This window comes from Aeromonas sp. LsrichE-8G (assembly GCF_022869435.1).
In the GTDB taxonomy this organism is placed as follows: domain Bacteria; phylum Pseudomonadota; class Gammaproteobacteria; order Enterobacterales; family Aeromonadaceae; genus Aeromonas; species Aeromonas caviae.
Genome location: NZ_JALIHH010000076.1, coordinates 1 through 21,938 on the forward strand (window position 1 = coordinate 1; position 21,938 = coordinate 21,938).

Here is a 21,938-nt window from a genome sequence, read left to right on the forward strand (position 1 = left end):
GCAAACTACCCGATGCACACGAGTGTGCTGGAAGGGGTGAACAACAAGATCAAAGTGATAAAGCGCATGGCATATGGATTTAGGGACTCAGAATACTTTTTTCTGAAAATCAAGGCGGCCTTCCCCGGAAAGCCGCGATGAACCTTTATTTAGGGATCCAAAAAATAACCAGCCCCTTCTGGTCGCGTCAGTAGCGTGCGAAGAAGGCCAGGGTTGCATTGAGCGCGGCCTGGCGCTGGGGATCCGCCTCGATGAAGAGCTCGTGCCAGGCCCCTTCGATGCGCAGCGGCTTGCTCCCTTCACATTGGGCCTTGGCGCAGAAGGCCTCCTGGGCGGCGTTGTCCACCACGCTGTCCTCGCCGGCCTGCAGCAGCAGCAGCGGCGTCTTGATGGCGCCGGCGTCGGCTACGGCCGCGTCCGATCCTGTGATGGCCTGATGGATCCAGTGGGCGGTGGCGCCCCCCAGCCTGACCTGGGGATGCTGCTCGTAGATCTGGCGGAAGGCCTGATAACGCACCGTGCTGTGGGTCAGCTCGTTGTCGGCAAAGCCGTGATCCTCATAGGGTCCCTGACCCGGGCCGTAGGGGGGCTCGCCCACCCAGCCGCCGACCGTGCCGATGGTGGCCGCCAACCCCTTGGCCAGCCACTTGGGCAGGCCGCCGAGGTTGATGCCCATCATGGGGGAGGAGAGCACCGCCGCCTGGATGTCGTTCGGCCAGCGTTCCAGATAGCGGGCCGAGATGGCCCCCCCCATGGAGTGGGCCAGCAGGAACAGCTTGGCAGGCTTGTCCGGTACAATCACTTCGTCATGAAACTGTTTGAGATCGGCGACATAGTCGTCGAACTGGTCGACATACCCCTTCTCTTTGTCGGCCAGCATGCGGTCTGACATTCCCTGGCCGCGATGATCGATGAGGTAGAGGCTGTAACCCTGGCACCAGAGATCCCAGGCCAGCTCCTGATACTTGAGGTAGCTCTCGACCCGGCCGTTGACGATGAGGATGGCGCGATCGATCTTGGGTTGGCGCAGGGCGGCATAGCGGAGGGTGACCCCGTCCTTGCCCTTGAACTCCCCCTCGACGGCATGCTGGCGCCAGAAGTCGGGCAGGGTCTGCTGATAGAGGGCGGGGATGTCGGCTTCAGTGGTCAGCTGGTAAGGATTGCTCACGGCAAGGGCTCCGGCAGAAAACAGGGTCAGGGCCAGCAGGGGCAGGTGGTTAAGCTTCATCAGTGTACTCTTCCGAAGGATCATCCGATTGCTGGGCGGCCCAGCCCTTGCGGGTCAGCTGCATCTGCTGCCACCAGCGTTCGTCCGCCATGATCTCGCCGGCCGGACCGAGCTGGGGGTAGGGCATCTCTTTCTCCTTGCAGAGCTGGGCATAGACGGGATAGCCCCCCTCGAACAAGATGGTGTTCTGCTCTTCCAGGCTGAGTGGACAGCCGCGCTGATAGCAGCCGGCCAGCTCGCGCTGGCGCTGGGCCTCGTAGAGGATGGCGGCGGCGGCCACCGAGACGTTGAGGGACTGCACCATGCCCACCATGGGGATGACGATATGGTGATCGGCCAGGGCCAGCGCCTCTTCGCCGATGCCGTGCTTCTCCTGGCCCACCAGGATGGCGGTGGGTCTGGTGTAGTCGATGGCGCGAAAGTCCACGGAGCTGTCGGAGAGGTGGGTCGCCAGGATCTGCATGCCGGAAGCCTTGAGTTCGGTCACGGCACTGCCGATGTCCGGGTGCAGCTTCACGTCCACCCAGTTCTGGCTGCCGCGGGCGGTGCCCTTGCGCTTGTGGATCCAGCTCTTGGGCCAGACCGCATGCACCCGGTGGATGCCGATGGCATCGGCAGTGCGCACGATGGCGGCCAGGTTGTGAGGTTTATGAACCTCTTCCATGCAGACGGTCAGGTCGAGCTGGCGCTGGGCCAGCATGTCGGAAATGCGTTTGAAGCGTTCAGGAGTCATGTCGGTTTCTATGTCGTGAGGCCGGTGTATGCAACAAGGCTGGTGGCCTGCGGCATGGGGCCCTGGGTATCTCTTGAAAAGCAGCAGGCGGCTTGCGCCGCCTGTGTTCAGTTTTTCTGTCGGCTCACCCTGAGCACGTTGGGCATGACCCGGATCTTGCGCATGATGTTGGCGAGGTGGATCCGGCTCTTGGTGGTGATGAGCAGGGTGACCACATAGACCCGGCCATCTTTCTCCTCGGTGCTGATGGCGTGGATGTTGGCGCCGGTGGCGGCAATCACGTTGGCCAGCTCCGCCAGGGCGCCCTGGTGGTTGACGATCTCGATGCTGATGCCGGTGCGGAATTCCTGCTCTTGCTCCTTGTCCACCTCCCACTGCACCGGCAGGTATTTGTCCGGTTCGCGGCTGTAGCCCTTGATGTTGCGGCAGGACTCCTGGTGGATCACCAGTCCCTTGCCCGGGCTGATGTGGGCGATGATGGCGTCCCCCGGGATGGGGCGGCAGCAGTTGGCGAAGGTGACCAGCATGCCGTCGGCCCCCTTGATCGGCATCTTCTTGCTGGTGGATTTGGGCTGCTCTTCCGGCGGCAGCTCATCCCCCAGCATGCGGCGGGCCACCATGACGCTCATGGCGTTGCCAAGGCCCACGTCGGCCAGCAGCCCCTGCAGGTTCTCGTGTTTGGTGTCGGCCAGCACCTGCTTGACGCGGGCTTCCGGGATGTCTTCGATGTTCTTGGCGCCCAGCGCATGGTTGAGTAGGCGACGACCCAGCACCACAGACTCTTCGGTGCGCAGGTTCTTCAGGAACTGACGGATCTTGGAGCGCGCCTTGGTGGTCACCACGAAGTTGAGCCAGGCCGCGTTCGGGCGGGCGCCGGGGGCCGTGATGATCTCCACCGTCTGACCGGAGTGCAGCGGGCTGCTCAGCGGATAGGGGTGGCGGTCGACCCGCGAACCGACGCAGGCATGACCGATGTCGGTGTGCACCGTGTAGGCGAAGTCCACCGGGGTGGCGCCGGCGGGCAGCTCCATGATGCGGCCCTCCGGTGTGAAGACGTAGATCTCGTCGGGGAAGAGGTCGGTCTTGACCCCCTCGATGAACTCGAAGGAGCTGCCGGCGCTCTGTTGCAGCTCCAGCAGGCTCTGCATCCAGCGCTGGGCGCGGATCTGGGCCGTGGTACCCGAGCTGTCCCCATCCTGCTTGTAGGCCCAGTGGGCGGCGACGCCCTTGTCAGCCATCTGGTCCATGAACTCGGTGCGGATCTGCACCTCCACCGGTACCCCGTGGGGCCCCACCAGGGAGGTGTGCAGGGACTGGTAGCCGTTGGTCTTGGGGATGGCGATGTAATCCTTGAAGCGACCGGGGCGCGGCTTGTAGAGGCTGTGCATCTGCCCAAGCACCCGGTAGCAGGTGTCTATGTCTTTCACTCTCACTCTGAAAGCATAGATATCCATCACTTCGTGGAATTGCAGTTCTTTCTTCTCCATCTTGTTGTAGATGGAGAACAGGTTCTTCTCGCGTCCGCTCACCTGGGCATCGATACCGGCTTCCCGCAGACGCCCCTCAATCTCGCTCTGGATGGAGTCGATGATCTCGCGCCGGTTGCCACGGGCGCGGCGCACCGATTCCCGCAGTACCCGGGAGCGCATGGGGTAGAGCGCCTCGAAACCGAGCTCTTCCAGCTCGTTCTTCATGGTGTGAATACCGAGGCGGTTGGCGATGGGGGCGAAAATCTCGAGGGTTTCCCGGGCGATGCGGCGGCGCTTGTCCGGTCGCAAGGAGCCGAGGGTACGCATGTTGTGAGTGCGGTCGGCCAGCTTGATCAGGATGACCCGGATGTCCTGGGTCATGGCCATCATCATCTTGCGGAAGTTCTCGACCTGGGCTTCCTTGCGATCGCGGAATTTGAGCTTGTCGAGCTTGGAGACGCCGGACACCAGTTCGGCGACCGCGTTGCCAAACAGCTCGGCCAGGTCGTCCTTGGTGACCGGGGTATCTTCGATGACGTCGTGCAGCACGGCAGCCATCAGAGTCTCATGATCGAGGCGCATGTCGCCCAGGATGCGGGCCACGGCAACGGGGTGGGTGATGTAGGGTTCACCACTGGAACGCATCTGTCCCTGGTGAGCATCACGGGCTACCACATAGGCTTGCCTGAGCTTCTCAACCTGCTCGGGTGGCAGGTAGGAACTGGCTATTTCTTTAAGATTTTCAAATAAATACAAGACAGTCCCCGCAGCGGTTAAACGGCAATCCGTGAAATTGAGGGTATGCCCTCGAGTTTGCGAGGTTTTCGAGCGGTTGTAAATGGGGAGAACAGCCGGCACCCGGGCGGGCGCCGACTATGGGAAGCGACTGACTTAGCCGCGACCTTCTGCGATGGCAGCAACGGCAGCCAGCTCGGCGGCTTCCTGCTCTTGCTGCTCGTAGCGGTCCTGAGTATCCATCACCTGGTTGTTGACCAGACCCAGTTCGATCTCGCGCAGGGCGATCACGGTCGGCTTGTCGTTCTCTTCGTCGACCAGGGGATCCTTGCCTTGTACCGCGATTTGACGAGCGCGGCGCGCGGCGACCAGCACCAGGTCAAAACGGTTACCTACCTGTTTTACAGCATCTTCTACAGTAACGCGGGCCATGCGGGACTCCAGTGTTTGGGCTTTCTGTGATTGAAAAAGCGGTGTTTAAAAATGACGCAAAAGTTTACTTGTTTTTGGCTTACTCTGCCAGTAGCTGTTTCAGCAAGTTTTGCTGGGCCTGCTGTTGCTGACGCATTTCCAGGCGCTGGCACTCTATGACGGCCCTGAGCTGGAACAGTGCCTGATCAAAGTCTTCATTGATGATGACATAGTCATACTCGTCGTAGTGCACCATTTCGGCAATGGCTTTCTCCATCCGGCCCTTGATCACCTCGGCGCTGTCCTGGCCGCGGCCGATCAGGCGGCGCTCCAGCTCCTCGCGGCTGGGGGGCAGGATGAAGATGGACTTGGTCGGCATCAGTTCGCGGATCTGGCGGGCACCCTGCCAGTCGATGTCGAGGAAGACGTCGATGCCCTGCGCCAGACAGGCCTCGATGGCGGCGCGGGAAGTGCCGTAGTAGTTGCCGAAGACTTCTGCCCACTCCAGAAAGTCACCGCGCTCGATCAGCGCCTTGAACTCTTCCACCTTGACGAAGTGGTAGTGCACCCCGTGCTCTTCACCGGGACGGGTGGCGCGGGTGGTGTGGGAAACCGATAGCTGCATCTTGCCGGCGGCGTTGTGCTGGGTCAGCAAGGCATTGAGCAGGCTGGACTTACCGGCCCCGCTCGGGGAAGAGATGATATAGAGAGTGCCTTGTTGCGCCATGTCTGTACCTTTAAGCGATGATCCGCGCTTTGGTTGTAGCAGAGGCCGCCGTCTTGTGCCCGATAAGGGAGACGGTTGCTCGCAATGCGCGGAGGAATCAGAGTCAGGAGGATGTAAAGGCGGCGAATGTTAGCAGATGGGGGCGGATAAAAAAACGGCCGGAATCATATTCCAGCCGATCAAAATATCCGTAGCTTGCTGTGCGGGCGTTACCCGCATAGAGGGCCATTCTGCCCACGGAGCCGGGGCCGGGCCATCAGATTATCCCTGCGCCAGGGCTCGGAATTTCCGAGTTGCCCTGGGTCGGTAGAAGATGCTTGTCGGTACAGAGGCGGTCGAAGGCGGCGATGACCCGCTCGCGGCTTATCTTGGCCATGGCGTCCGGATCCTTGAGGCGGGTGCGCCAGCCGAGCTCGGCCAGCGGCTTGCCGGTCTCCTGCTCAATCAGTTCCTGATAGACGCTGACCAGATAATCCCGGCACAGATAGGGGCCGGTACGGGCGGGGTTGTGGTGGGCGTAGAGGCCGATCACGGGTGTCCCCACCAGGGTGGCCATGTGGGCCGGGCCGGTATCCGGGGCCAGCACCAGGCTCGCCTCGCCAATCAGCGCCAGCAATTGCTTGAGGCTGGTCTGCCCCACCAAATCTTCCGGCTTGCTCTGGCTGAGGCGCTGGATCTCGGCGGCGAGATCCCGCTCCAGCCTGGCCGGTCCGCCGCACAGATAGACCTGAAAGCCCTTGTCTGCGGCGTGATCCGCCAGCGCGGCGTAGCCGGCGGCAGTCCAATTCTTGAATGCCTTGCTGGCAGCGGCGCAGATGAGCAGGGTCGGCTTACCACCCACCTTCTCCCGGGCCCAGGTCTGGTGCTCGGCGCTGATGGGCAGTTGCCAGTCCGGGGTCAGATCTTTTATCCCGAGCTCTTTGGCGAAGGCGAGAAAGCCGTCCAGCACGTGGGGGGAGGCGGGTGAGGGGACCCGATGGTTGGTGAACAACCACTGACCGTCGCTGGCGCGCTCCCGATCAAACCCGAGTTTGACCTTGGCCTTGATGCCGAGGGTGGCGATGCTGGCGCGCATGGCGGCCTGCAGGTGGAGCAGGGCATCGAACCTGCGCCCCTTGAGGGTCTGCCAGAGATCGCGATAGCCGCGCCACCCCTTGCTCTTGTCGAAGGGAATGACCTCGACCCCCGGCAGATCGGCGAACAGGGTCGCCTCAATCTTGCCGGTGATCCAGGTGATGCGGGTCTGGGGCCACTCCCGCTGGATGACGCGCACCAGCGCCAGCGCGTGGCAGCAATCTCCGATGGCGGAGAGCCGCAGGATGCAGATGGAGGAGGGCGGCGTTTGGAACAGCGGCATGATGTGGCGCAACGATGGCAAAATGGATGGATGGCATTATGCAAACTCCCCTGTGGATTGTAAAATTGCGCCGGTTGCCCGACCGGCACGGCTTTCTGAATGGATGCCCTGCACCCACTATCGACCGGAATTCTCATCATGCTGACACACACCACCCACAACCAGGTCTGCTGGTATGCCGACGGAGTCTTCCGCGATCCTTCCCCTGCCTTGTTCGATCCTGTCTGGTGGCAGACCCATCGCCAGGTGGTGGGCTCTTCCATCGGCCGCGGGGTGACCTGGTTCGTGAAGGATGAGTCCCGTCACTTGGTGCTGCGTCACTACTACCGTGGCGGCATGGTGGGCAAGCTGGTGCGTGACCGGTTCTGGTTTGAAGGGGTGGAGAGCAGCCGGGCCATGGCTGAATATCGTCTGCTGGCGACCCTGAGTGAACAGGGGCTGCCGGTGCCGCGCCCCTTTGCGGCCCGCATGGTCAAGCAGGGGCCCTTCTATCGGGCCGACATCCTGATCGAGCGTATTCGCGGCGCCAAGGATCTGGTGGCCCTGCTCAAGCAGGGGCCGATCGCCGGTGAGGTGTGGCACAAGATAGGCAAAACGGTGCGCCAGTTGCACGATGCAGGGGTCTATCATGCGGATCTCAACAGCCACAACCTGCTGCTCGACAAGGAGGGCAAGGTGTGGGTGATCGACTTCGACAAAGGAGCCATCCGCTCCCCCGGCAACTGGCAGCAGGCCAACCTGGAGCGGTTGCTGCGCTCCTTCAACAAGGAGTCGCAACTGCACACCAGCTTCCACTTCGTGCCGGAGAACTGGCAAGCCCTGATGGCAGGCTATCAGGGCAAGGTGGCGTGACGTCGGGTTCCACTTCGTAGCTGGAGGCTGGCAGGCCGCTGATGGCGGACCACCGGGGGCGAGGGGTGCGAGGCCAGCGATGCTGGCGCGGTTGCTCGGCGCCAGCACCAATGTTACTTATTGAGTGTGATTGCTTGGACAGATATTCAGATCCGGTTTCGAGGCGCGTGATGGAAAGGTATGAGACTCCCGGGGTTGAGGTCACCACTCCCCTTGAGGTGACGCTGATGGCACAGGCCATGGCGATGTTGGAGGCCGGGATCTGGACCTGGTCGGCCGGGCAGGGTCTGAAGCGGGACCCTTCCTGTCTGCAACTGCTAGGTCTGGAGGGGGGCGAGCTGGGAGATCTCGGCTGGCTGGATCGGGTACATCCGGATGATGCTCCCCGTCTGGCAGAGGCCCTGGAGGCCTGTCAGCAAGGGCGCAGCAACGGGCTTCGACTCGAGTACCGCATCCTGCACCATCAGGGCCATTACATCCGGCTGGAGGAGCGGGTCCGTCGCGACGAAGGGGGTCAACTGCTGGGGGTTGTTCGCCATCTGGATGCTGCCATGGCGCCCCTGGAGGATCGCCATGACACGGATCCCCTCACCGGCCTCGAGAGCCGCAGCCACTTCGAGCTGTTGCTGGATGAACGGCTGGCCAGCGAGAGCGGCAGTTTCTGTCTGCTGCAGTTCAGCGTGGATCACCGCAGCAAGATCCTGCAGTTGTTCGGGGAGGCGGCCTGCGACGCCATGCTGGCCAAGCTGGCCCGCATCGTGCGCCGCGAGCTGCGCCGGGAAGATCCCTTCGCCCGTTGGGACGAAGACGGCTTCATCCTGATGCTCTCCCAGACCGATCGGTTGAGCGGCCTGGAGATTGCCGAGCGGCTGCGTCTCGAGATCGCCGACGCCAGCCTGCTGCCCCAGCGCCCGGTGACCGTGAGCATCGGCCTGGTGCAGAGCCAGAGTGCCGAGCAGCTCGATCACCTGCTGGCCCGGTTGGCCTCCTGCCACGGTCAGGCGAAGCGGGAACACAACGCCGTGGTCGGCTGACGGCCAGTCAGTGTCCGCGTACCCATTGACGCCGATGGACCCATCAGCGTCAATGGTTTTCAGTCAGCGCTCACTGACCTGCTGACGCTGGCAGACCCAGAGAGAAGCCAGCATCAGCAGGGCGCCCAGACCGAGCCTGAGCAGGTCGGTATCCTTTCCCCAGAGCACCAGATTGACCAGCAGACCCGCGGGGATCAAGGCGTTGTTCATGATGGCCAGCACGCCGCTGCTGACCAGGGTCGCCCCCTTGTTCCACAGGAAGTAGCCGAGCCCGGATGCCCCGACCCCCAGCCAGAAGAGGATGCCCCATTGCAGGGGGCTGGCGGGATATTGAGGTTTGCCCAGCAGCCACCAGGCGGGCAGGGCGATCACCAGGGCGCCCAGATAGAAGCAGCCGAACACCGCCAGCTGGGGCGGCTGCTCAGCCTCCCGGGCCAGCAGCACCTTGTAGCCTACCTGGCCCAGGGCGAAGCAGACGTTGGCGCCCTGCACCACCAGGAATCCCAGTACATAGTTTTCGGTCAGGCCGTCGAAACGGATGACGGCCGCCCCCAGCACCGCCAGCAGGGCCCCCCACAGATAGACAGGCTTGAAGCGCCCTTCCAGCAGGTCGTGGATCAGGGTGACATAGATGGGGGTGAAGATGGTGAACACCAGCACTTCCGGTACCGTCAAGAGCAGGAAGGAGTGGTAGTAGAAGAGATACATGATGCCGAGCTGGATGGCACCGAGGGCCATCAGCTTGGCCACCAGATCGGGGCGCAGCCAGCGACGGCGCAGGAAGGGCAGAAACACCAGGCTGGCGAGCACGATGCGGGTCAGTACCGAGAAGTAGGCATCCACCTGACCGGCAAGGTAGACCCCGATCAGGCTGAAGGAGAAGGACCAGAGCAGGGTAACCCCTATCAAGTAGTTCATGTGATTGAATTGTCGTCAGTTGTCAATTTGGAGGGCGCTATGATGGCCGAGTTGGAAGGCGCGATCCAGCGTTTATGGGAAGGGTTGTCACAGATCGGAGCATTTGCCTTCGAGGCGAGCAACGGGGCCGGATCCGCCACCGACTGGTGCGGTCGCGGGGAGGGGGCCGTGGTGGTGACCGATCACCATGGGGGGTGGCTGTATGCCGAGACGGGTCGCTACACCACGCCCCATGGCCGGGAGCTGACCATGCACAACCGCTTCTGGTGGCAGCGCACCGCACGGGGGATCATGCTCTCCCACCTGCGCTACGAGCAGCCGGTGATGCTGTTCGAGCTGTTGCCCCGGGGGGACGGGCACTGGGTCACGGCCGAGCCTCATCGGTGCGGGCAGGATCACTACAGCGCCGAGCTGACCGAAACCGGCGAGGGTTTCCTGCTCACCTGGCAGATAACGGGGCCGCGCAAGAACGAGCGGTTGAGTTATCGCTACGGACCAGAGGCGCAGAGATAAAAAAACCGGCGCAGGGCGCCGGTAGAGGGGACAAATCGGAGGTTTTGTTAAAACGGTCCCAAAAACAGGAGAGATACACTCTCGTCACACACGCAGAGAGGGTCTTCAGGCATTCAGTGCATAGTTCAGCATGGCTTGCAGCTTGCTGTCGAAGAACCAGGGCAGCAGCACCATCAGCAGACCCAGCACCCCGGCCAGCCGGTGGCGATACTGCCAGCCGGCTATCAGTACCAGACCGCCGCAGAGGGTGGTCAGGATGCCTGGCATAGGGCAGCCTCCCGCTGTTGGCGGCGCTGCTGTGCCCACTGGTTGAGGGCGACCGAACCCAGGATCAGGGCCAGCGCCACGCCCGTGGTGGACTGGATCTGCTCGCCGAGGAACAGGGCTCCCAGCATGACGCCGAACAGCGGCACCAGGTAGTTGCTGAAGGAGGCGAAGGTCGGGCCCGCCTTCTGGATCAGCGCCATGTAGAGGAAGTAGACCAGGCCGGTACAGAAGATCCCCAGCATGGCGACGGCGCCCATGGCCTGCTGGCTCGGCAGGGTGAGGCTGCTCAGGTCGGCCACGAAGGGCGCGGCCAGCAGCAGCTGGATGGCCGAGGAGATCAGGATGTTGCGGGCCACGACCACAGGATGGTCCTTGGCGAAGCGCTTGATCATCAGCAGGCCGATGGCGAAGCAGCTGGCACCGAACAGGATGGCCATGGCACCGAGCAGGCCGGCATTCATGCCGCTGGTCAGCTTGGGCCAGAACAGTACCAGCACGCCGATGAAGCCGATGATCACGGAGACGAGGCCGCCCTTGGTGATTCTTTCACCAGAAATAAACAAGGGAGCCGCCAGAATGGTCACAAAGGGGATACAACCCATGACCACGGCCGCGATGGCGCTGTCCACATACTGTTGTCCCCAGGCCACCATGATGAAGGGGATGGTGGCGTCGAGCAGGGCGATCAGCATATAGGTTCGCCAGGGAGTGTGTTCACTCTTGAGGCGCATGAACAGGCAGAGCAGACCCAGGGTCAGGCTGCCGCACAGGGCGCGTCCGGCGGCCACCATGATGGGGGGCAGTTCAGCCACGGCCTGGTGCATGAAAATGAACTGGGAGCCCCACAACAGGCCGATCGCCAGCAACAACAGATAGCTACGCATTTGAATCTCCGATGTAATTCGCCTGCGCATTCTATGCAATCTGCTACTATGCCAAAAATGAATTGTCGTCATTCAACTATGGCCAATATCGATGGAGCTGCCCCTTTCCCGCCTCGACCTCAATCTGCTCACCGTGTTCGACATGCTGATGCAGGAGCGCAACGTCACCCGTGCCGCCGAACGGCTGCACCTCTCCCAGTCCACCGTCAGCCATGCGCTGGGGCGGCTGCGAACGGCGCTGGATGACCCGCTGTTCGTGATGAGTCGGCGCGAGATGATGCCGACCGAACGGGCCAAGGCGCTGGCGAGTCCGGTGCGCCAGGCGCTGGCCATGCTGGAGCAGGGGCTGCGTCAGGCCAAGGGATTCGACCCGGCAAGTGCGCGGCGGATCTTTCGCATCGCCACCCCGGGCTCGGTGGAGCACGGCCTGGTGCCGGTGCTGGTGGAGTGGATGGTGCAGCAGGCTCCCCACTGCCGACTGGAAGTGTGCGAGCTGGCGGACAGCGACTACGAGCGGGAGTTGGAGAAGGGGGAACTGGATCTGGTGATCGGGTTTGCCGGTGCCAACCACCTCTCGCCCCGGTTGTGGCGCGAGGAGTGGTTCAGCAATCCGCTGGTCTGTTTGTCGCCCCTCGGCAGCGCCCTGCCCGACATGCTGGGGCCGGGAGAACTGGTCAGCCGCCCCCATATCCACACCTCCAGCTGGGGCCACAGCCAGGCCATGGTGGATCTCTGGCTGGCCCGTTTCGGGGTGGAGCGGGAGCTGGGGGTCAGGCTGCCGAGCTTTATGGCGGTACCGCCGCTGATGGCGACCGGCCGCTACCTGGTGGTGGTGCCCGAGATGATCGGGCGCCACTTCTGTCGCCACTATCCGTTGCGCCTGCACCAGCTGGAACCCGCCATCCCCATCGTCTACCTGATGGCGGGCCACCCGCTCAGTGCCCATGACGAGGCGATCGGCTGGTTCAAGGGGTTGTTGCACCGGCTGGCGAAGGAGCGCTACGGCGCGGATGCGCTCGGCCATCCCGCGCCGCAGGGGGCAGATCACGCCAATCCGGAGAAGTAGTCCAGCCCCATCGCCCCCTTCACCTCGGCCAGCACCTCGTCGGTGAGGGACCGGGCCTGCTCGGTGCCCTGCTGCAACAGGCGCAGCAGCTGGCGCTTGTCGGCGATGGCTGCCTCGCGCCGCTCCCGCATCGGAGCAAGCAGGGTCTGCAGGCAGTCGTTGAGTACCTGCTTGCAGCGCATGTCCCCCAGACCGCCGCGCTGGTAGTGGGCCTTCATCTCGGCCACCAGGGTCTTGTCGGGGTGGAAGGCATCCAGATAGGCGAACACCGTATTGCCTTCCACCTGACCCGGATCGTTCACCTTGAGGTGGTTGGGGTCGGTATACATGGCGAACACCGCCTGCCTGATCTCGTCGCTCGACATGCCGAGTTCGATGGTGTTGCCAAGGGACTTTGACATCTTGGCCTTGCCGTCGATGCCGGGCAGGCGGCCGGTGTCGCTCAGGATGGGCTGGCACTCGGTCAGCACCTCTTTGCCCACCAGGGTGTTGAAGCGGCGCACTATCTCGTTGGTCTGCTCCAGCATGGGCAGCTGATCCTCGCCCACCGGCACGTGAGTGGCACGAAAGGCGGTGATGTCGGCGGCCTGGCTGACCGGATAGACGAGGAAGCCGGCGGGCAGGCTGCGCTCGAACCCTTTTTGCTGGATCTCGGCCTTCACCGTGGGGTTGCGCTCCAGCCGGGCGACGCTGACCAGGTTGAGGTAGTAGGTCGTGAGTTCGGCGAGGGCGGGCAGGGCGCTCTGGAGACAGAAAGTGGTCTTGGCCGGGTCGAGGCCAGAGGCCAGGTAGTCGGCCATCACCTCCAGCACGTGATCGGTCACCTTGGCCGGGTTGTGGCCGTTGTCGGTCAGCGCCTGCAGATCGGCGATCATGACGAACTGGCGGTAATGGTGCTGGGCGGCCACGCGCTGGCGCAGGGAGCCGACGTAATGGCCGATGTGCAGTTTGCCGGTGGGGCGGTCACCGGTCAGGATCACGGGGTTGTGCATGTCACTCTCTCCAGTTGGGTGAGCCGGGAGGCGACAAAGAGATGAAAACAATGACCGCCTCTCGGCGGTCACGGTGTTTTCTTTTGGAAATTTTACATAGAAAAGCAGTGCCGCCTGTTTAGAAGCAGCACCACCAGTAGTTGTGATTGAATGAGGTCATATTCATGGCAAATCACACTACGCCTGTTCGATCACTTCTGCAAGGGCACGACCAGCATGTCGCAGGGCACGGTATTCATCAGCTGGCGTGCGCTCGAGGTGAGCAGGCTCCAGAAGCTCTGGCGATGGCCGCACACCAGCAGGTCGATCTGGTAGTCCTTGACCGCCTGGTTGACCCGCTCGCTCAGATCGCCGCAGATCACCAGCTTCTTCTCGATGGGGTAGTCCACCGAGGCGAGGAAGGCTTCCAGCTTCTCCTTCGCTTCGGCGATCACCTGGTCCTGCACGTTGTCGATGTCGATGTCGATCATCTCGGTGTAGAGATCCTTGAGGTCCACATCCACATGGATCACCGACAGCTTGGCGCCGTTGGAGCGGGCCCGGTCGACCGCCTTCTCGATCACCTTGCGGTTGTCTTCCGACAGGTCGATCGCGGCCAGTACGTGTTTGTAATAGGTTCCATTCATGGGAGTTCTCCTCACTGATCCTGGGTCCACTATACCAATGTCTGCTGAAACTAAAACGGCATCGTCGCCACAGTTTCAGGATTTGCCTGACCCCGAACCGGAAGGCGTAGAGGTGCAGGTGGCCGGGGAGTGCATATTTTGAACAGGAGTTTGACGCCGGTCACAGGCGTGCTATTGCCCCCGGGAAGGTGGGGGAATAGGATGTGCCCGTGCTCCGCAATGAACACAAAACAACAAAAAGCATCTGAATACCGCTTTGGGGAGCCTCGCGCTCCCTTTTGTTTTTCTGCCCTCTTCCAGCCCATATCCCGTCCGACATCAAGGTAATCCCGCCCCCCTTGGTTATGCTGTAGCCAGTTCCCTTGGCAAAACGGCCAGGGCTCCTCACCTGCAACCGGGTGACGCTGTCATGGCCGTTTCTCATGTCCCACCGATGCACCGGAGAGTCCTTCATGATCATTCATCCCCAGATCCAGGGTTGTGTTGCCCGCAATTGCCACCCCATGGGTTGTCGCGCCGCCGTGCTGCAACAGATCGAACAGGTGCGGGCGGCGGGGCCGTTCAACGGGCCGAAACGGGTGCTGGTGCTGGGGGCATCGTCCGGTTTCGGGCTGGCGTCCCGGATCGCGCTCACCTTCGGCGCCGGGGCCGATACCCTGGGCGTCTCGTTCGAGCGGGGTCCCTCCGGCAAGGGGCTCGGCAGTGCTGGCTGGTACAACAACATCTGGTTTCGTCAGGCGGCGGAGCAAGCCGGTCGCATCGCCGTCAACCTGATCGGGGATGCCTTCTCCGACACCATGCGCCAGCAGGCCATCGACGTCATCCGCCAGCAGCTCGGGCAGGTGGATCTTGTGGTCTATTCACTGGCGAGCGGAGTCAGGGTGATGCCGGATGGCACACAGGTACGCTCGGTGCTCAAGACCACAGGCCAGCCGCTGCAAGGCTGGGGGCTGGATCTGGAGCACGATGCGCTGGTGCAGCAGTCGCTGGTGCCAGCCACCCCGGAGGAGATCCGCGACACCGTCACCGTGATGGGGGGCGAGGACTGGCAGCGCTGGATGCAGGCATTGCAGCAGGCGGATTGCCTGGCCCCCGGCGCCCGGACCGTTGCCTACTCCTATATCGGCCCCGAGTCCACCTATCCCCTCTATCGGGACGGCACCATCGGCTATGCCAAGGAGCACCTGCACGCCACCGCCGAGACCATCAACCTGCAACTTGCCGGGATTGGCGGTCATGCCTGGGTGTCGGTCTGCAAGGCGCTGGTGACCAAGGCGAGCGTGTTTATTCCGGTGCTGCCTGTCTATCTGGGCCTGTTGATGGGGGTGATGAAGGAGCGTGGTGTCCACGAGGGCTGCATCGAGCAGATGCAGCGGCTGTTTGCCGACAAGATGTACGGGCCCAGAGGGGTCGTCGCCGATGGCAACCGGCTGATCCGGATGGATGACCACGAGCTTGAGCCAGCGGTGCAGGCCGCCGTCTCGGCGCTCTGGCCCAAGGTGACGCCGGAGAACTTCCGCACCCTGGGGGATTTTGCCGGGTTGCGCCAGGAGTTCATGCAGCTCAACGGCTTCGAGCTGCCGGGGGTGGATTACGGTGCGCCGGTGAACGTGGCGTCACTCACTGAGCTGACGCCCTGACACCCGCACGAGGTGGCATCAGGCGACGTTGCAGGCCAGTTCAGGGGAAAGGTGGGGAGACTGGGCCAGCACGGTCTGGTTGCGCCCCTGGCGCTTCGCCTGATACATGGCCATGTCGGCCCGATGGATGAGCTGGCTCAGGCTGTCATCCTGCGTCGAGCGTTCCGCCACCCCGATGCTGATGGTCATGTGGGGGGCGGCCAGGTAGGCGATCCGGCTTCTCAGCTGCTCCGCCAGCCGCCAGCAGGTGGCCCCGTCCTGGGTCATGGCCACCAGAAATTCTTCCCCGCCCCAGCGCCCGATCAATTGCTGGTCCGGCGCCCAGCTCTTGAGCTCCCTGGCCAACTGCCGGATAGCCTGATCCCCCGCCTGGTGACCATGCTTGTCGTTGATCTGCTTGAAGTGATCGATGTCGATGATGAGCAGGGTCAGGGGCGTTTCGTGCAGCCACTGCTGACCCAGTCTCTCCAGCAGGGCGCGCCGGTTGGGCAGCCCGGTCAGCTGATCGAAGGTGGCGAGCTTGTAGAGGTGGCGCGAGCTGCGGTGGAGCCTGCGGGTGGTGAGCCCGAGCAGGATCAGGGCGACGGCCAGCAGCACCAGCAGCAGCAATTGGTAGTAGCGGGCACTCTGCTGGTAGAGCAGTTGCTGGCGCTTGCTCTCGTTTTCCTGCTGCAACGCGCGATTGCTGGCCTCGCTGCGAGCCAGATCCATCTCGACCTGGAAGGCGGCCGCGTGCTGGCTCAGGGTCTGGTTGAAGTGCTGCTTGTAGTACTGCATGTAGCGGGTCATGGCCCCGTAGGCCTCGGGGTAGCGGCCCAGATCGGCCAGCAACCTGGCCTGCATCGCCCGACCATCCATGGAGAGAGGGGCGGTGTGCTCCATCAGCAGTTGCAGGGCCAGCTGCTTCTCGCCACGACCCAGCAGGGTTCTTGCCCGGATCTCGGTCAGACGGGAGGCCGCCTGCGGGCTATCCAGCCTGTCATAGATGGCTTGTGCCTCCTCCAGGCTGCGCCAGGCGGCGTGCCAGTCCGCCCGTGCGTTGAACACCATGGCCTGGTAGCCGAGGACGATGGCACGATAGTGGGGTGACAGGCTCGGCGTGGCCAGCAGGGTATCGAGCAACTGGCTGGCCCTGGCAGGCTGACCCATGTCGATGTAGAGCCTGGCCATGTTGGCCCGGATGATGGCCTGGCTGTTGGGTTCGTTGAGCTGCACCATCTGGCCGAGGGCATCCTGATAATAGGTCTCGGCCTCACGGTAGAGATTGAGGTCCGCATAGAGGTTGCCGAGGGTCATCAGCAGACGGCCGCACTGCAAGGTGGAGAGGATGGAACCCGGCTCTTTTTGCTTGAGGTGATAGGCGGTCTTGAGCTCGAGGATCGCCTCTTTCATCTGCTGGGTACGGTAGAGGGCGAGCCCGTTGAGGGCATGCCACTCCGAGACTTGCCTGGGGTGATGCCTGACCGCTGGCCAGAGCTGGGTGAGCAGCTCGAGCGCCTGATCCGGCGTATCGGCATCCAGGGTCAGGGCAATCTGCTGCAACCGGAAGTCGAGCAGGCGAAGGGTCTCCTGCTGGGCATTGGCCAGACCGCGGGCGCGGGCATTGTCGCGCTGTGCCTGGGGATAGCGGCCAAGGGCTGCCTGGGCCAGGGACCTGGCGTAGAACAGTTCCATATCCTGCTGGGGACTGGCGTCGAGGCGCTGCAGATAGCCGACGGGATCGCGCGCCGCCTGCAATTCAGCCTCTTTCAGCAAGGAGGGAGCTGCCTGCAACTGGGTCATCCAGAGCAGCGCCAGTGCCATTATGAATCTCATTGAATCCTTTCCCCGACCAATGGCGCCATCATAATGGCTGATGTCACCTACACCATGTTTCTTTGCTTCTCTATAACCGTATGGGGGAGAGGATGAGGTGAAAAGTCGTCGCAACTGCGGGGTGCGTCGGTTGTCTCTGGTTGCGTCAGGATGAAACAGTGGCGACAATCGTGGGCAAATCACAGTGGAGAATCATCATGTTGGCCAAAGCCATGATCGAGAAGTTGAACGAGCAGATTAATCTTGAATTCTATTCCTCCAACCTCTACCTGCAGATGAGCGCCTGGTGCGAGGACAAGGGCTTCGAGGGGGCCGCCACCTTCCTGCGCCAGCATGCGGTCGAGGAGCGCCAGCACATGGAGCGCCTGTTCACCTACGTGAGCGAGACCGGCGCCATGCCGGTGTTGGGGGCCATCGAAGCGCCTCCCCATGAATTCAAGTCCCTGGGTGACATCTTCCGCACCACCCTGGAGCACGAGTATCACATCACCAAGTGCATCAACGGTCTGGCCCACGTCGCCTTCACCACCCAGGATTACTCCACCTTCAACTTCCTGCAGTGGTACGTGGCCGAGCAGCACGAAGAAGAGAAGCTGTTCAAGAGCATCGTCGACCGTCTGAGCCTGGTGGGCGAGGATGGCAAGGGCCTCTATTTCATCGACAAGGAGCTGGCCGAGCTGGCCAAGGGCGCCCCGGCCAGCATCATGGACGGCAACGCCTGATAGTCGTGGACACTTAGTGTTCAGTCAGTACAATGACGGCCCCTTGTAAAGGGGCCGTTTTCTATTTGCAGGTGTCCTTGTACCGCTGTGCTGGTGTCTGCCGGGTACAATGACGGTCCTTTAAGGTAAAGGGGCCGTTTTTCTTTTGATGGGTGAGTGACGATGAAACAGGTGGATGTGGTGGTGATCGGTGCCGGGGCGGCCGGATTGATGTGTGCGGCCCAGGCTGGCTACCGGGGTCGCTCCGTGCTGGTGCTCGACAACGCCAAGAAGCCGGGCCGCAAGATCCTCATCAGCGGCGGCGGTCGCTGCAACTTCACCAATCATCAGGCGGGTCCCCATGCCTTCCTTTCGGCCAACCCCCACTTCTGCAAATCGGCGCTGGCGCGCTATACCCAGCAGGATTTCATCGATCTGGTGGACAGGCATGGCCTGAACTACCACGAGAAGACGCTGGGCCAGCTCTTCTGCGACGACAGCGCCAAGGATATCGTCGACATCCTGCTGACCGAGTGCGACTGGGCTGGCGTGACCCTGCAGTTCCAGACCGAGATCCTCACCGTCAGCAAGACAGATGAAGGCTTCGTGCTCGACACCAGCAAGGGGGAGATCGCCTGCTCGTCGCTGGTGGTCGCCACCGGCGGTCTCTCCATGCCGAAACTCGGTGCCACCCCTTACGGCTTCAAGCTGGCGGAGCAGTTCGGCCTCACCGTGTTGCCGACTCGCGCCGGGCTGGTGCCCTTTACCCTGCATCAGGCCGACAAGGAGGCCTTCGCCGATCTGGCGGGGGTCAGCCTGCCGGTGGCGGTGACCGCCGAGGATGGCACCCGCTTCAAGGAGGCCATGCTGTTCACCCATCGCGGGCTCTCCGGCCCCGCCATCCTGCAGATCTCCTCTTTTTGGCTGGCGGGGGAGAAGATCCACATCAACCTGCTGCCGGATCTTGACATTCCAGAGACCCTCAAGACCTGGGCCCAGGCCCATCCTGCCCAGGAGCTGAAAACCGTGCTGGGGCGCGAGCTGCCCAAGCGCTTCGTCGACAAGCTGGTGGAGCTGGGATGGCTGGTGAGCAAGCCGATGCGCCAGTACAACGAACGGGAGCTGGAGGCGGTGGCCACCCTGCTGGGGGATTGGCAGATCCTGCCCAACGGCACCGAAGGGTATCGCACCGCTGAAGTGACCCTGGGGGGAGTGGATACCAACGCGCTCTCCTCCAAGACCATGGAGGCGCGCACCGTGCCCGGCCTCTACTTCATCGGCGAAGTGGTGGATGTGACCGGCTGGCTCGGTGGTTACAACTTCCAGTGGGCCTGGTCGTCGGGCTGGGTGGCAGGCCAGTACTGCTGAGGGATGCCGCGGCCCTGCGGTGAATGGCCCCGTCAGCGGCCTCTCGGGTGACAACGCCCAATGAGGTTGTGGTTCCTAGCGGTTGGGTGGAGAGGCCGTATTGCTGACAAAGAGGCTCGGCGGATGAGTCCGAGCGGATCGGGCTGTGTCAGGCGGCCCGAGTGATGGAACCAGACGCGGCCTGCTCAGGCCGCGTTTTTTATGGTCGGTTGCTGGCGGCCGCTTGGCCTCTAGCCTCTCCTGATATTGGGCAGGAAGGCGGTCAGCAGGCCAATAAGGGGCAGATAGGCGCAGACCTGATAGACGGTTTCGATGCTGGTGGCATCGGCCAATTTGCCCAGCAGGGCGGCCCCTATCCCTCCCATGCCGAAGGCGAAGCCGAAGAAGAGGCCGGAAATGGTACCGAACTTGCCGGGTACCAGATCCTGGGCGTAGACCAGGATGGCGGAGAAGGCCGACGCCAGGATGAGGCCGATGACGATCGACAGCACCGAGGTCCAGAACAGGTCGACGTGGGGCAGCAGCAGGGTGAAGGGAGCGACGCCGAGGATGGAGATCCAGATCACCCGCTTGCGACCGATGCGATCGCCGAGTGGCCCGCCGAGCACGGTCCCCGCCGCGACGGCAAACAGGAAGGCGAACAGATAGAGCTGGGCGCTCTCCAGCGACAGGTGGAACTTGTCCATCAGGTAGAAGGTGTAATAGCTGCTCAGGCTGGCCATGTAGAAGAACTTGGAGAACATCAGCAGACCGAGGATGGCCAGTGACCAGCCAATCTGGCGGCGGCTCAGGCCGGTGCCGGCATGGGCCCTCATCCGCCGATGGAAGCTGGCGGCATGGTGGCTGGACCAGCGGCCGACGAAGCTGAGCACGATGACCCCGATGAGTGCGAACAACGAGAACCAGGCCGCACTACCCTGTCCCTTCGGCACTATGATGAGCGCCGCGAGCAGGGGGCCGATGGCCGATCCCAGATTGCCGCCGATCTGGAACAGAGACTGGGCCAGACCGGGCTGGTTGCCGGCCGCCATGCGGGCGACCCGGGAGGATTCCGGGTGGAAGACGGAGGAGCCCATGCCGATCAGCATGGCCGACAACAGCACGGCGCCAAAGCTGCCTGCCTGCGACAGGTAGAGCAGCCCCACCAGCGTGAAGCCCATGCCCAGAGGCAGGGAGTAGGGCATGGGTCTGCGGTCGGTATAGAGGCCGATCAGGGGTTGCAGCAGCGAGGCCGTGAACTGGTAGGTGAGGGTGATGAGACCTATCTGGGTGAACGACAGATCGAGCTCCAGCTTCAGGAGGGGATAGATGGCCAGCAGTACCGACTGCATCATGTCGTTCAACAGGTGCGAGAAGCTGATGGCGGCGATCACCGGATAAGCGGTGGTAGTCGGGTTGTCCACCGCGGGCGGGGCGGTGATCGGGGTGTCGGTACTCAAGGTTTTGTCCATGGCTGGGGTATCACTCCCTCTACCATGCCCTATCCCGGCGTATCTGGACATAACCAAAGTGGGCGAACGCCCGGATTGCGTTCGCGTGGCGCGCAGGCCGTTCATGCTGACGGCGTGTGGATGGCTGGTCAGATCTTGTGCTTGGCGCGGGGCGGATTAGTATAGAAGGCCTGCCGCCGTTATCCGGCCCATCACCCGCCATGGAGGGAACATGTTCGAAAGCCTGGGTGTCATCAACGTCTGGACCTATCTGGTCGGTCTCTTCTTCATCATCATCGCCCCGGGCCCGAACTCCCTCTACGTGCTGCGAACCGGTGCCGTGCGCGGCATAGGCCCGGGTTATCGCGCCGCCCTCGGCGTCTTCGTCGGCGATGCCATCCTCATTTTCTGCGCCTATCTGGGGATCGCGTCCCTCATTCGCACCACCCCATTGCTGTTTACCCTGGTGCGCTATCTGGGCGCCATCTACCTGCTTTATCTGGGGGTGAAGATCCTGCACGCGAACTTCATCGCCAAAAAGGCGGGACCGGCGTCCGAGATGGATCCCGGTGAGCGCTATTTTACCAAGGCCCTCACCCTGAGCCTCACCAATCCCAAGGCGATTCTGTTCTACGTCTCTTTCTTCGTGCAGTTCATCGACTTCAGCTATGCCCACACCTGGATATCCTACCTGGTGCTGGCTGGCATGCTGGAAGCGATGAGCTTCGTCTACCTGACCCTGCTGATCTTCGGCGGTACCCTGATGGCCCGCTTTTTCCGTCAGCGCCAGACGGCGGCCCGTCTCGGCAACGGCCTTATCGGCCTCTTCTTCATGGGGTTTGCGGCCAGGCTGGCGACGCTCTCCTCCTGACCCCGGGGATTGCTGACCGTCCGGTGTCGGGCACCTAGTCTGGCCAGCAATCCTTGCCCACCGGGATGAAGCGGGACTGGTAGACGATGAGCTTCTGGTTGCCCGGCTGATTGATCCCGGGATTGTGGTAGGTCTCCCCGGGCAGCAGGTACTTGGGAAGGTGCGAATAAGCGGGGAAATTCTTCTCGGCTGACTCAGTCATTTCATTTTTTCAGTTTGAGCCGATCTTTTCTCCCGTAAATGCCTTGAATCAGCCTATTTAGACCGTTTCTTCGCCATTTAAGGCGTTATTCCCAGTTTT

Annotated in this window: 22 protein-coding genes and 1 pseudogene; 9 read left to right on the forward strand and 14 right to left on the reverse strand. The window is 62.5% G+C overall.

Features of this window, described 5'->3' with window-relative positions:
- Positions 1–141, forward strand: a 141-nt coding sequence (locus tag MUW49_RS13110; RefSeq protein ID WP_210537842.1) for a transposase, incomplete at its 5' end; no start/stop codon positions are given.
- Positions 142–187: 46 nt separating this feature from the next.
- Here the strand turns inward: MUW49_RS13110 and MUW49_RS13115 are convergent.
- From MUW49_RS13115 to MUW49_RS13140, 6 genes are all read right to left on the reverse strand, one after another.
- On the reverse strand, positions 188–1,228 hold the full coding sequence (locus MUW49_RS13115; protein ID WP_049637083.1) for an alpha/beta fold hydrolase: 1,041 nt from the start codon (positions 1,226–1,228) through the stop codon (positions 188–190).
- A complete protein-coding gene (trmH, locus tag MUW49_RS13120; RefSeq protein ID WP_049637082.1) occupies positions 1,218–1,961 on the reverse strand; it encodes a tRNA (guanosine(18)-2'-O)-methyltransferase TrmH in 744 nt (247 codons plus the stop codon). Before trmH ends, MUW49_RS13115 begins: the two co-directional genes overlap by 11 nt.
- Before the next feature lie 107 nt (positions 1,962–2,068).
- Entirely contained in the window at positions 2,069–4,186 is a 2,118-nt protein-coding gene (gene spoT, locus MUW49_RS13125) for a bifunctional GTP diphosphokinase/guanosine-3',5'-bis pyrophosphate 3'-pyrophosphohydrolase (RefSeq protein WP_042079042.1), read from the reverse strand.
- A gap of 135 nt (positions 4,187–4,321) precedes the next feature.
- Positions 4,322–4,597, reverse strand: a complete 276-nt coding sequence (gene rpoZ / locus MUW49_RS13130; RefSeq protein WP_005307060.1) for a DNA-directed RNA polymerase subunit omega — start codon at positions 4,595–4,597, stop codon at positions 4,322–4,324.
- 79 nt (positions 4,598–4,676) lie between these two features.
- Entirely contained in the window at positions 4,677–5,303 is a 627-nt protein-coding gene (gene gmk, locus MUW49_RS13135) for a guanylate kinase (protein ID WP_139700782.1), read from the reverse strand.
- Positions 5,304–5,559: 256 nt separating this feature from the next.
- Positions 5,560–6,660, reverse strand: a complete 1,101-nt coding sequence (locus MUW49_RS13140) for a glycosyltransferase family 9 protein (protein ID WP_049637090.1) — start codon at positions 6,658–6,660, stop codon at positions 5,560–5,562.
- A gap of 138 nt (positions 6,661–6,798) precedes the next feature.
- Here MUW49_RS13140 and MUW49_RS13145 point away from each other — a divergent pair, with 138 nt between their 5' ends.
- Positions 6,799–7,512 carry a 3-deoxy-D-manno-octulosonic acid kinase gene (locus MUW49_RS13145; RefSeq protein WP_010672321.1) on the forward strand — a complete coding sequence of 238 codons (714 nt, stop codon included), beginning with the start codon at positions 6,799–6,801 and terminating at the stop codon, positions 7,510–7,512.
- Positions 7,513–7,682: 170 nt separating this feature from the next.
- Complete coding sequence (locus tag MUW49_RS13150) at positions 7,683–8,546, forward strand: sensor domain-containing diguanylate cyclase (protein ID WP_045522664.1); 864 nt, start codon at positions 7,683–7,685, stop codon at positions 8,544–8,546.
- A 63-nt stretch (positions 8,547–8,609) separates the two neighbouring features.
- Here the strand turns inward: MUW49_RS13150 and MUW49_RS13155 are convergent, their stop codons facing one another.
- Entirely contained in the window at positions 8,610–9,464 is an 855-nt protein-coding gene (locus MUW49_RS13155; RefSeq protein ID WP_049637081.1) for a carboxylate/amino acid/amine transporter, read from the reverse strand.
- 42 nt (positions 9,465–9,506) lie between these two features.
- Between MUW49_RS13155 and MUW49_RS13160 the strand changes: the two genes are divergently transcribed.
- Complete coding sequence (locus tag MUW49_RS13160; RefSeq protein WP_043153785.1) at positions 9,507–9,977, forward strand: DUF6314 family protein; 471 nt, start codon at positions 9,507–9,509, stop codon at positions 9,975–9,977.
- A gap of 105 nt (positions 9,978–10,082) precedes the next feature.
- Here the strand turns inward: MUW49_RS13160 and MUW49_RS13165 are convergent, their stop codons facing one another.
- Both MUW49_RS13165 and MUW49_RS13170 read right to left on the reverse strand, forming a co-directional pair.
- Positions 10,083–10,244, reverse strand: a complete 162-nt coding sequence (locus tag MUW49_RS13165) for a hypothetical protein (protein WP_080988721.1) — start codon at positions 10,242–10,244, stop codon at positions 10,083–10,085.
- The gene (locus MUW49_RS13170; protein WP_041212088.1) at positions 10,229–11,128 is read right to left on the reverse strand and encodes an EamA family transporter; all 900 of its coding nucleotides are present in this window, start codon (positions 11,126–11,128) and stop codon (positions 10,229–10,231) included. The genes MUW49_RS13165 and MUW49_RS13170 overlap by 16 nt, the downstream gene beginning before the upstream one ends.
- Positions 11,129–11,219: 91 nt before the next feature.
- On the opposite strand from MUW49_RS13170, the gene MUW49_RS13175 reads away from it, so the two are divergent.
- Positions 11,220–12,194, forward strand: coding sequence for a LysR family transcriptional regulator (locus MUW49_RS13175; RefSeq protein WP_109422380.1), 975 nt, complete (start codon positions 11,220–11,222; stop codon positions 12,192–12,194).
- On the opposite strand, the gene trpS is transcribed toward MUW49_RS13175, so the two are convergent.
- Together trpS and MUW49_RS13185 are read right to left on the reverse strand one after the other, a co-directional pair.
- Positions 12,173–13,186 (reverse strand): tryptophan--tRNA ligase, encoded by a 1,014-nt coding sequence (gene trpS / locus MUW49_RS13180; protein WP_109422379.1) that lies wholly within the window; start codon positions 13,184–13,186, stop codon positions 12,173–12,175. The genes MUW49_RS13175 and trpS overlap by 22 nt on opposite strands.
- Positions 13,187–13,377: 191 nt before the next feature.
- Entirely contained in the window at positions 13,378–13,812 is a 435-nt protein-coding gene (locus MUW49_RS13185) for a universal stress protein (protein ID WP_010672329.1), read from the reverse strand.
- Positions 13,813–14,264: 452 nt separating this feature from the next.
- Here MUW49_RS13185 and fabV point away from each other — a divergent pair, with 452 nt between their 5' ends.
- Positions 14,265–15,452, forward strand: coding sequence for an enoyl-ACP reductase FabV (gene fabV / locus MUW49_RS13190; RefSeq protein WP_244812876.1), 1,188 nt, complete (start codon positions 14,265–14,267; stop codon positions 15,450–15,452).
- Between the two features lie 18 nt (positions 15,453–15,470).
- Here fabV and MUW49_RS13195 read toward each other — a convergent pair whose 3' ends face one another.
- The gene (locus tag MUW49_RS13195) at positions 15,471–17,255 is read right to left on the reverse strand and encodes a GGDEF domain-containing protein (protein ID WP_041214204.1); all 1,785 of its coding nucleotides are present in this window, start codon (positions 17,253–17,255) and stop codon (positions 15,471–15,473) included.
- A gap of 209 nt (positions 17,256–17,464) precedes the next feature.
- On the opposite strand from MUW49_RS13195, the gene ftnA reads away from it, so the two are divergent.
- Both ftnA and MUW49_RS13205 read left to right on the forward strand, forming a co-directional pair.
- On the forward strand, positions 17,465–17,989 hold the full coding sequence (ftnA, locus tag MUW49_RS13200; RefSeq protein ID WP_010672333.1) for a non-heme ferritin: 525 nt from the start codon (positions 17,465–17,467) through the stop codon (positions 17,987–17,989).
- A 162-nt stretch (positions 17,990–18,151) separates the two neighbouring features.
- Complete coding sequence (locus tag MUW49_RS13205; protein WP_045522679.1) at positions 18,152–19,336, forward strand: NAD(P)/FAD-dependent oxidoreductase; 1,185 nt, start codon at positions 18,152–18,154, stop codon at positions 19,334–19,336.
- A 230-nt stretch (positions 19,337–19,566) separates the two neighbouring features.
- On the opposite strand, the gene MUW49_RS13210 is transcribed toward MUW49_RS13205, so the two are convergent.
- The gene (locus tag MUW49_RS13210; RefSeq protein WP_244812877.1) at positions 19,567–20,787 is read right to left on the reverse strand and encodes an MFS transporter; all 1,221 of its coding nucleotides are present in this window, start codon (positions 20,785–20,787) and stop codon (positions 19,567–19,569) included.
- A gap of 211 nt (positions 20,788–20,998) precedes the next feature.
- Between MUW49_RS13210 and leuE the strand changes: the two genes are divergently transcribed.
- The gene (gene leuE, locus MUW49_RS13215; protein ID WP_010672336.1) at positions 20,999–21,637 is read left to right on the forward strand and encodes a leucine efflux protein LeuE; all 639 of its coding nucleotides are present in this window, start codon (positions 20,999–21,001) and stop codon (positions 21,635–21,637) included.
- Between the two features lie 34 nt (positions 21,638–21,671).
- Here leuE and MUW49_RS13220 read toward each other — a convergent pair.
- Positions 21,672–21,791 (reverse strand): annotated as a pseudogene (locus MUW49_RS13220) (molecular chaperone); the annotation flags it as partial.
- Between the last annotated feature and the right edge of the window lie 147 nt (positions 21,792–21,938).

What these genes read in the sequence shown, in the direction of transcription:
- MUW49_RS13115 (WP_049637083.1), bottom strand. Translation starts at nt 1,228, where the DNA reads ATGAAGCTTAACCACCTGCCCCTGCTGGCCCTGACCCTGTTTTCTGCC.
- trmH (WP_049637082.1), bottom strand. Translation starts at nt 1,961, where the DNA reads ATGACTCCTGAACGCTTCAAACGCATTTCCGACATGCTGGCCCAGCGC.
- rpoZ (WP_005307060.1), bottom strand. Translation starts at nt 4,597, where the DNA reads ATGGCCCGCGTTACTGTAGAAGATGCTGTAAAACAGGTAGGTAACCGT.
- gmk (WP_139700782.1), bottom strand. Translation starts at nt 5,303, where the DNA reads ATGGCGCAACAAGGCACTCTCTATATCATCTCTTCCCCGAGCGGGGCC.
- MUW49_RS13140 (WP_049637090.1), bottom strand. Translation starts at nt 6,660, where the DNA reads ATGCCGCTGTTCCAAACGCCGCCCTCCTCCATCTGCATCCTGCGGCTC.
- MUW49_RS13145 (WP_010672321.1), top strand. Translation starts at nt 6,799, where the DNA reads ATGCTGACACACACCACCCACAACCAGGTCTGCTGGTATGCCGACGGA.
- MUW49_RS13150 (WP_045522664.1), top strand. Translation starts at nt 7,683, where the DNA reads ATGGAAAGGTATGAGACTCCCGGGGTTGAGGTCACCACTCCCCTTGAG.
- MUW49_RS13155 (WP_049637081.1), bottom strand. Translation starts at nt 9,464, where the DNA reads ATGAACTACTTGATAGGGGTTACCCTGCTCTGGTCCTTCTCCTTCAGC.
- MUW49_RS13160 (WP_043153785.1), top strand. Translation starts at nt 9,507, where the DNA reads ATGGCCGAGTTGGAAGGCGCGATCCAGCGTTTATGGGAAGGGTTGTCA.
- MUW49_RS13165 (WP_080988721.1), bottom strand. Translation starts at nt 10,244, where the DNA reads ATGCCAGGCATCCTGACCACCCTCTGCGGCGGTCTGGTACTGATAGCC.
- MUW49_RS13170 (WP_041212088.1), bottom strand. Translation starts at nt 11,128, where the DNA reads ATGCGTAGCTATCTGTTGTTGCTGGCGATCGGCCTGTTGTGGGGCTCC.
- MUW49_RS13175 (WP_109422380.1), top strand. Translation starts at nt 11,220, where the DNA reads ATGGAGCTGCCCCTTTCCCGCCTCGACCTCAATCTGCTCACCGTGTTC.
- trpS (WP_109422379.1), bottom strand. Translation starts at nt 13,186, where the DNA reads ATGCACAACCCCGTGATCCTGACCGGTGACCGCCCCACCGGCAAACTG.
- MUW49_RS13185 (WP_010672329.1), bottom strand. Translation starts at nt 13,812, where the DNA reads ATGAATGGAACCTATTACAAACACGTACTGGCCGCGATCGACCTGTCG.
- fabV (WP_244812876.1), top strand. Translation starts at nt 14,265, where the DNA reads ATGATCATTCATCCCCAGATCCAGGGTTGTGTTGCCCGCAATTGCCAC.
- MUW49_RS13195 (WP_041214204.1), bottom strand. Translation starts at nt 17,255, where the DNA reads ATGGCACTGGCGCTGCTCTGGATGACCCAGTTGCAGGCAGCTCCCTCC.
- ftnA (WP_010672333.1), top strand. Translation starts at nt 17,465, where the DNA reads ATGTTGGCCAAAGCCATGATCGAGAAGTTGAACGAGCAGATTAATCTT.
- MUW49_RS13205 (WP_045522679.1), top strand. Translation starts at nt 18,152, where the DNA reads ATGAAACAGGTGGATGTGGTGGTGATCGGTGCCGGGGCGGCCGGATTG.
- MUW49_RS13210 (WP_244812877.1), bottom strand. Translation starts at nt 20,787, where the DNA reads ATGGACAAAACCTTGAGTACCGACACCCCGATCACCGCCCCGCCCGCG.
- leuE (WP_010672336.1), top strand. Translation starts at nt 20,999, where the DNA reads ATGTTCGAAAGCCTGGGTGTCATCAACGTCTGGACCTATCTGGTCGGT.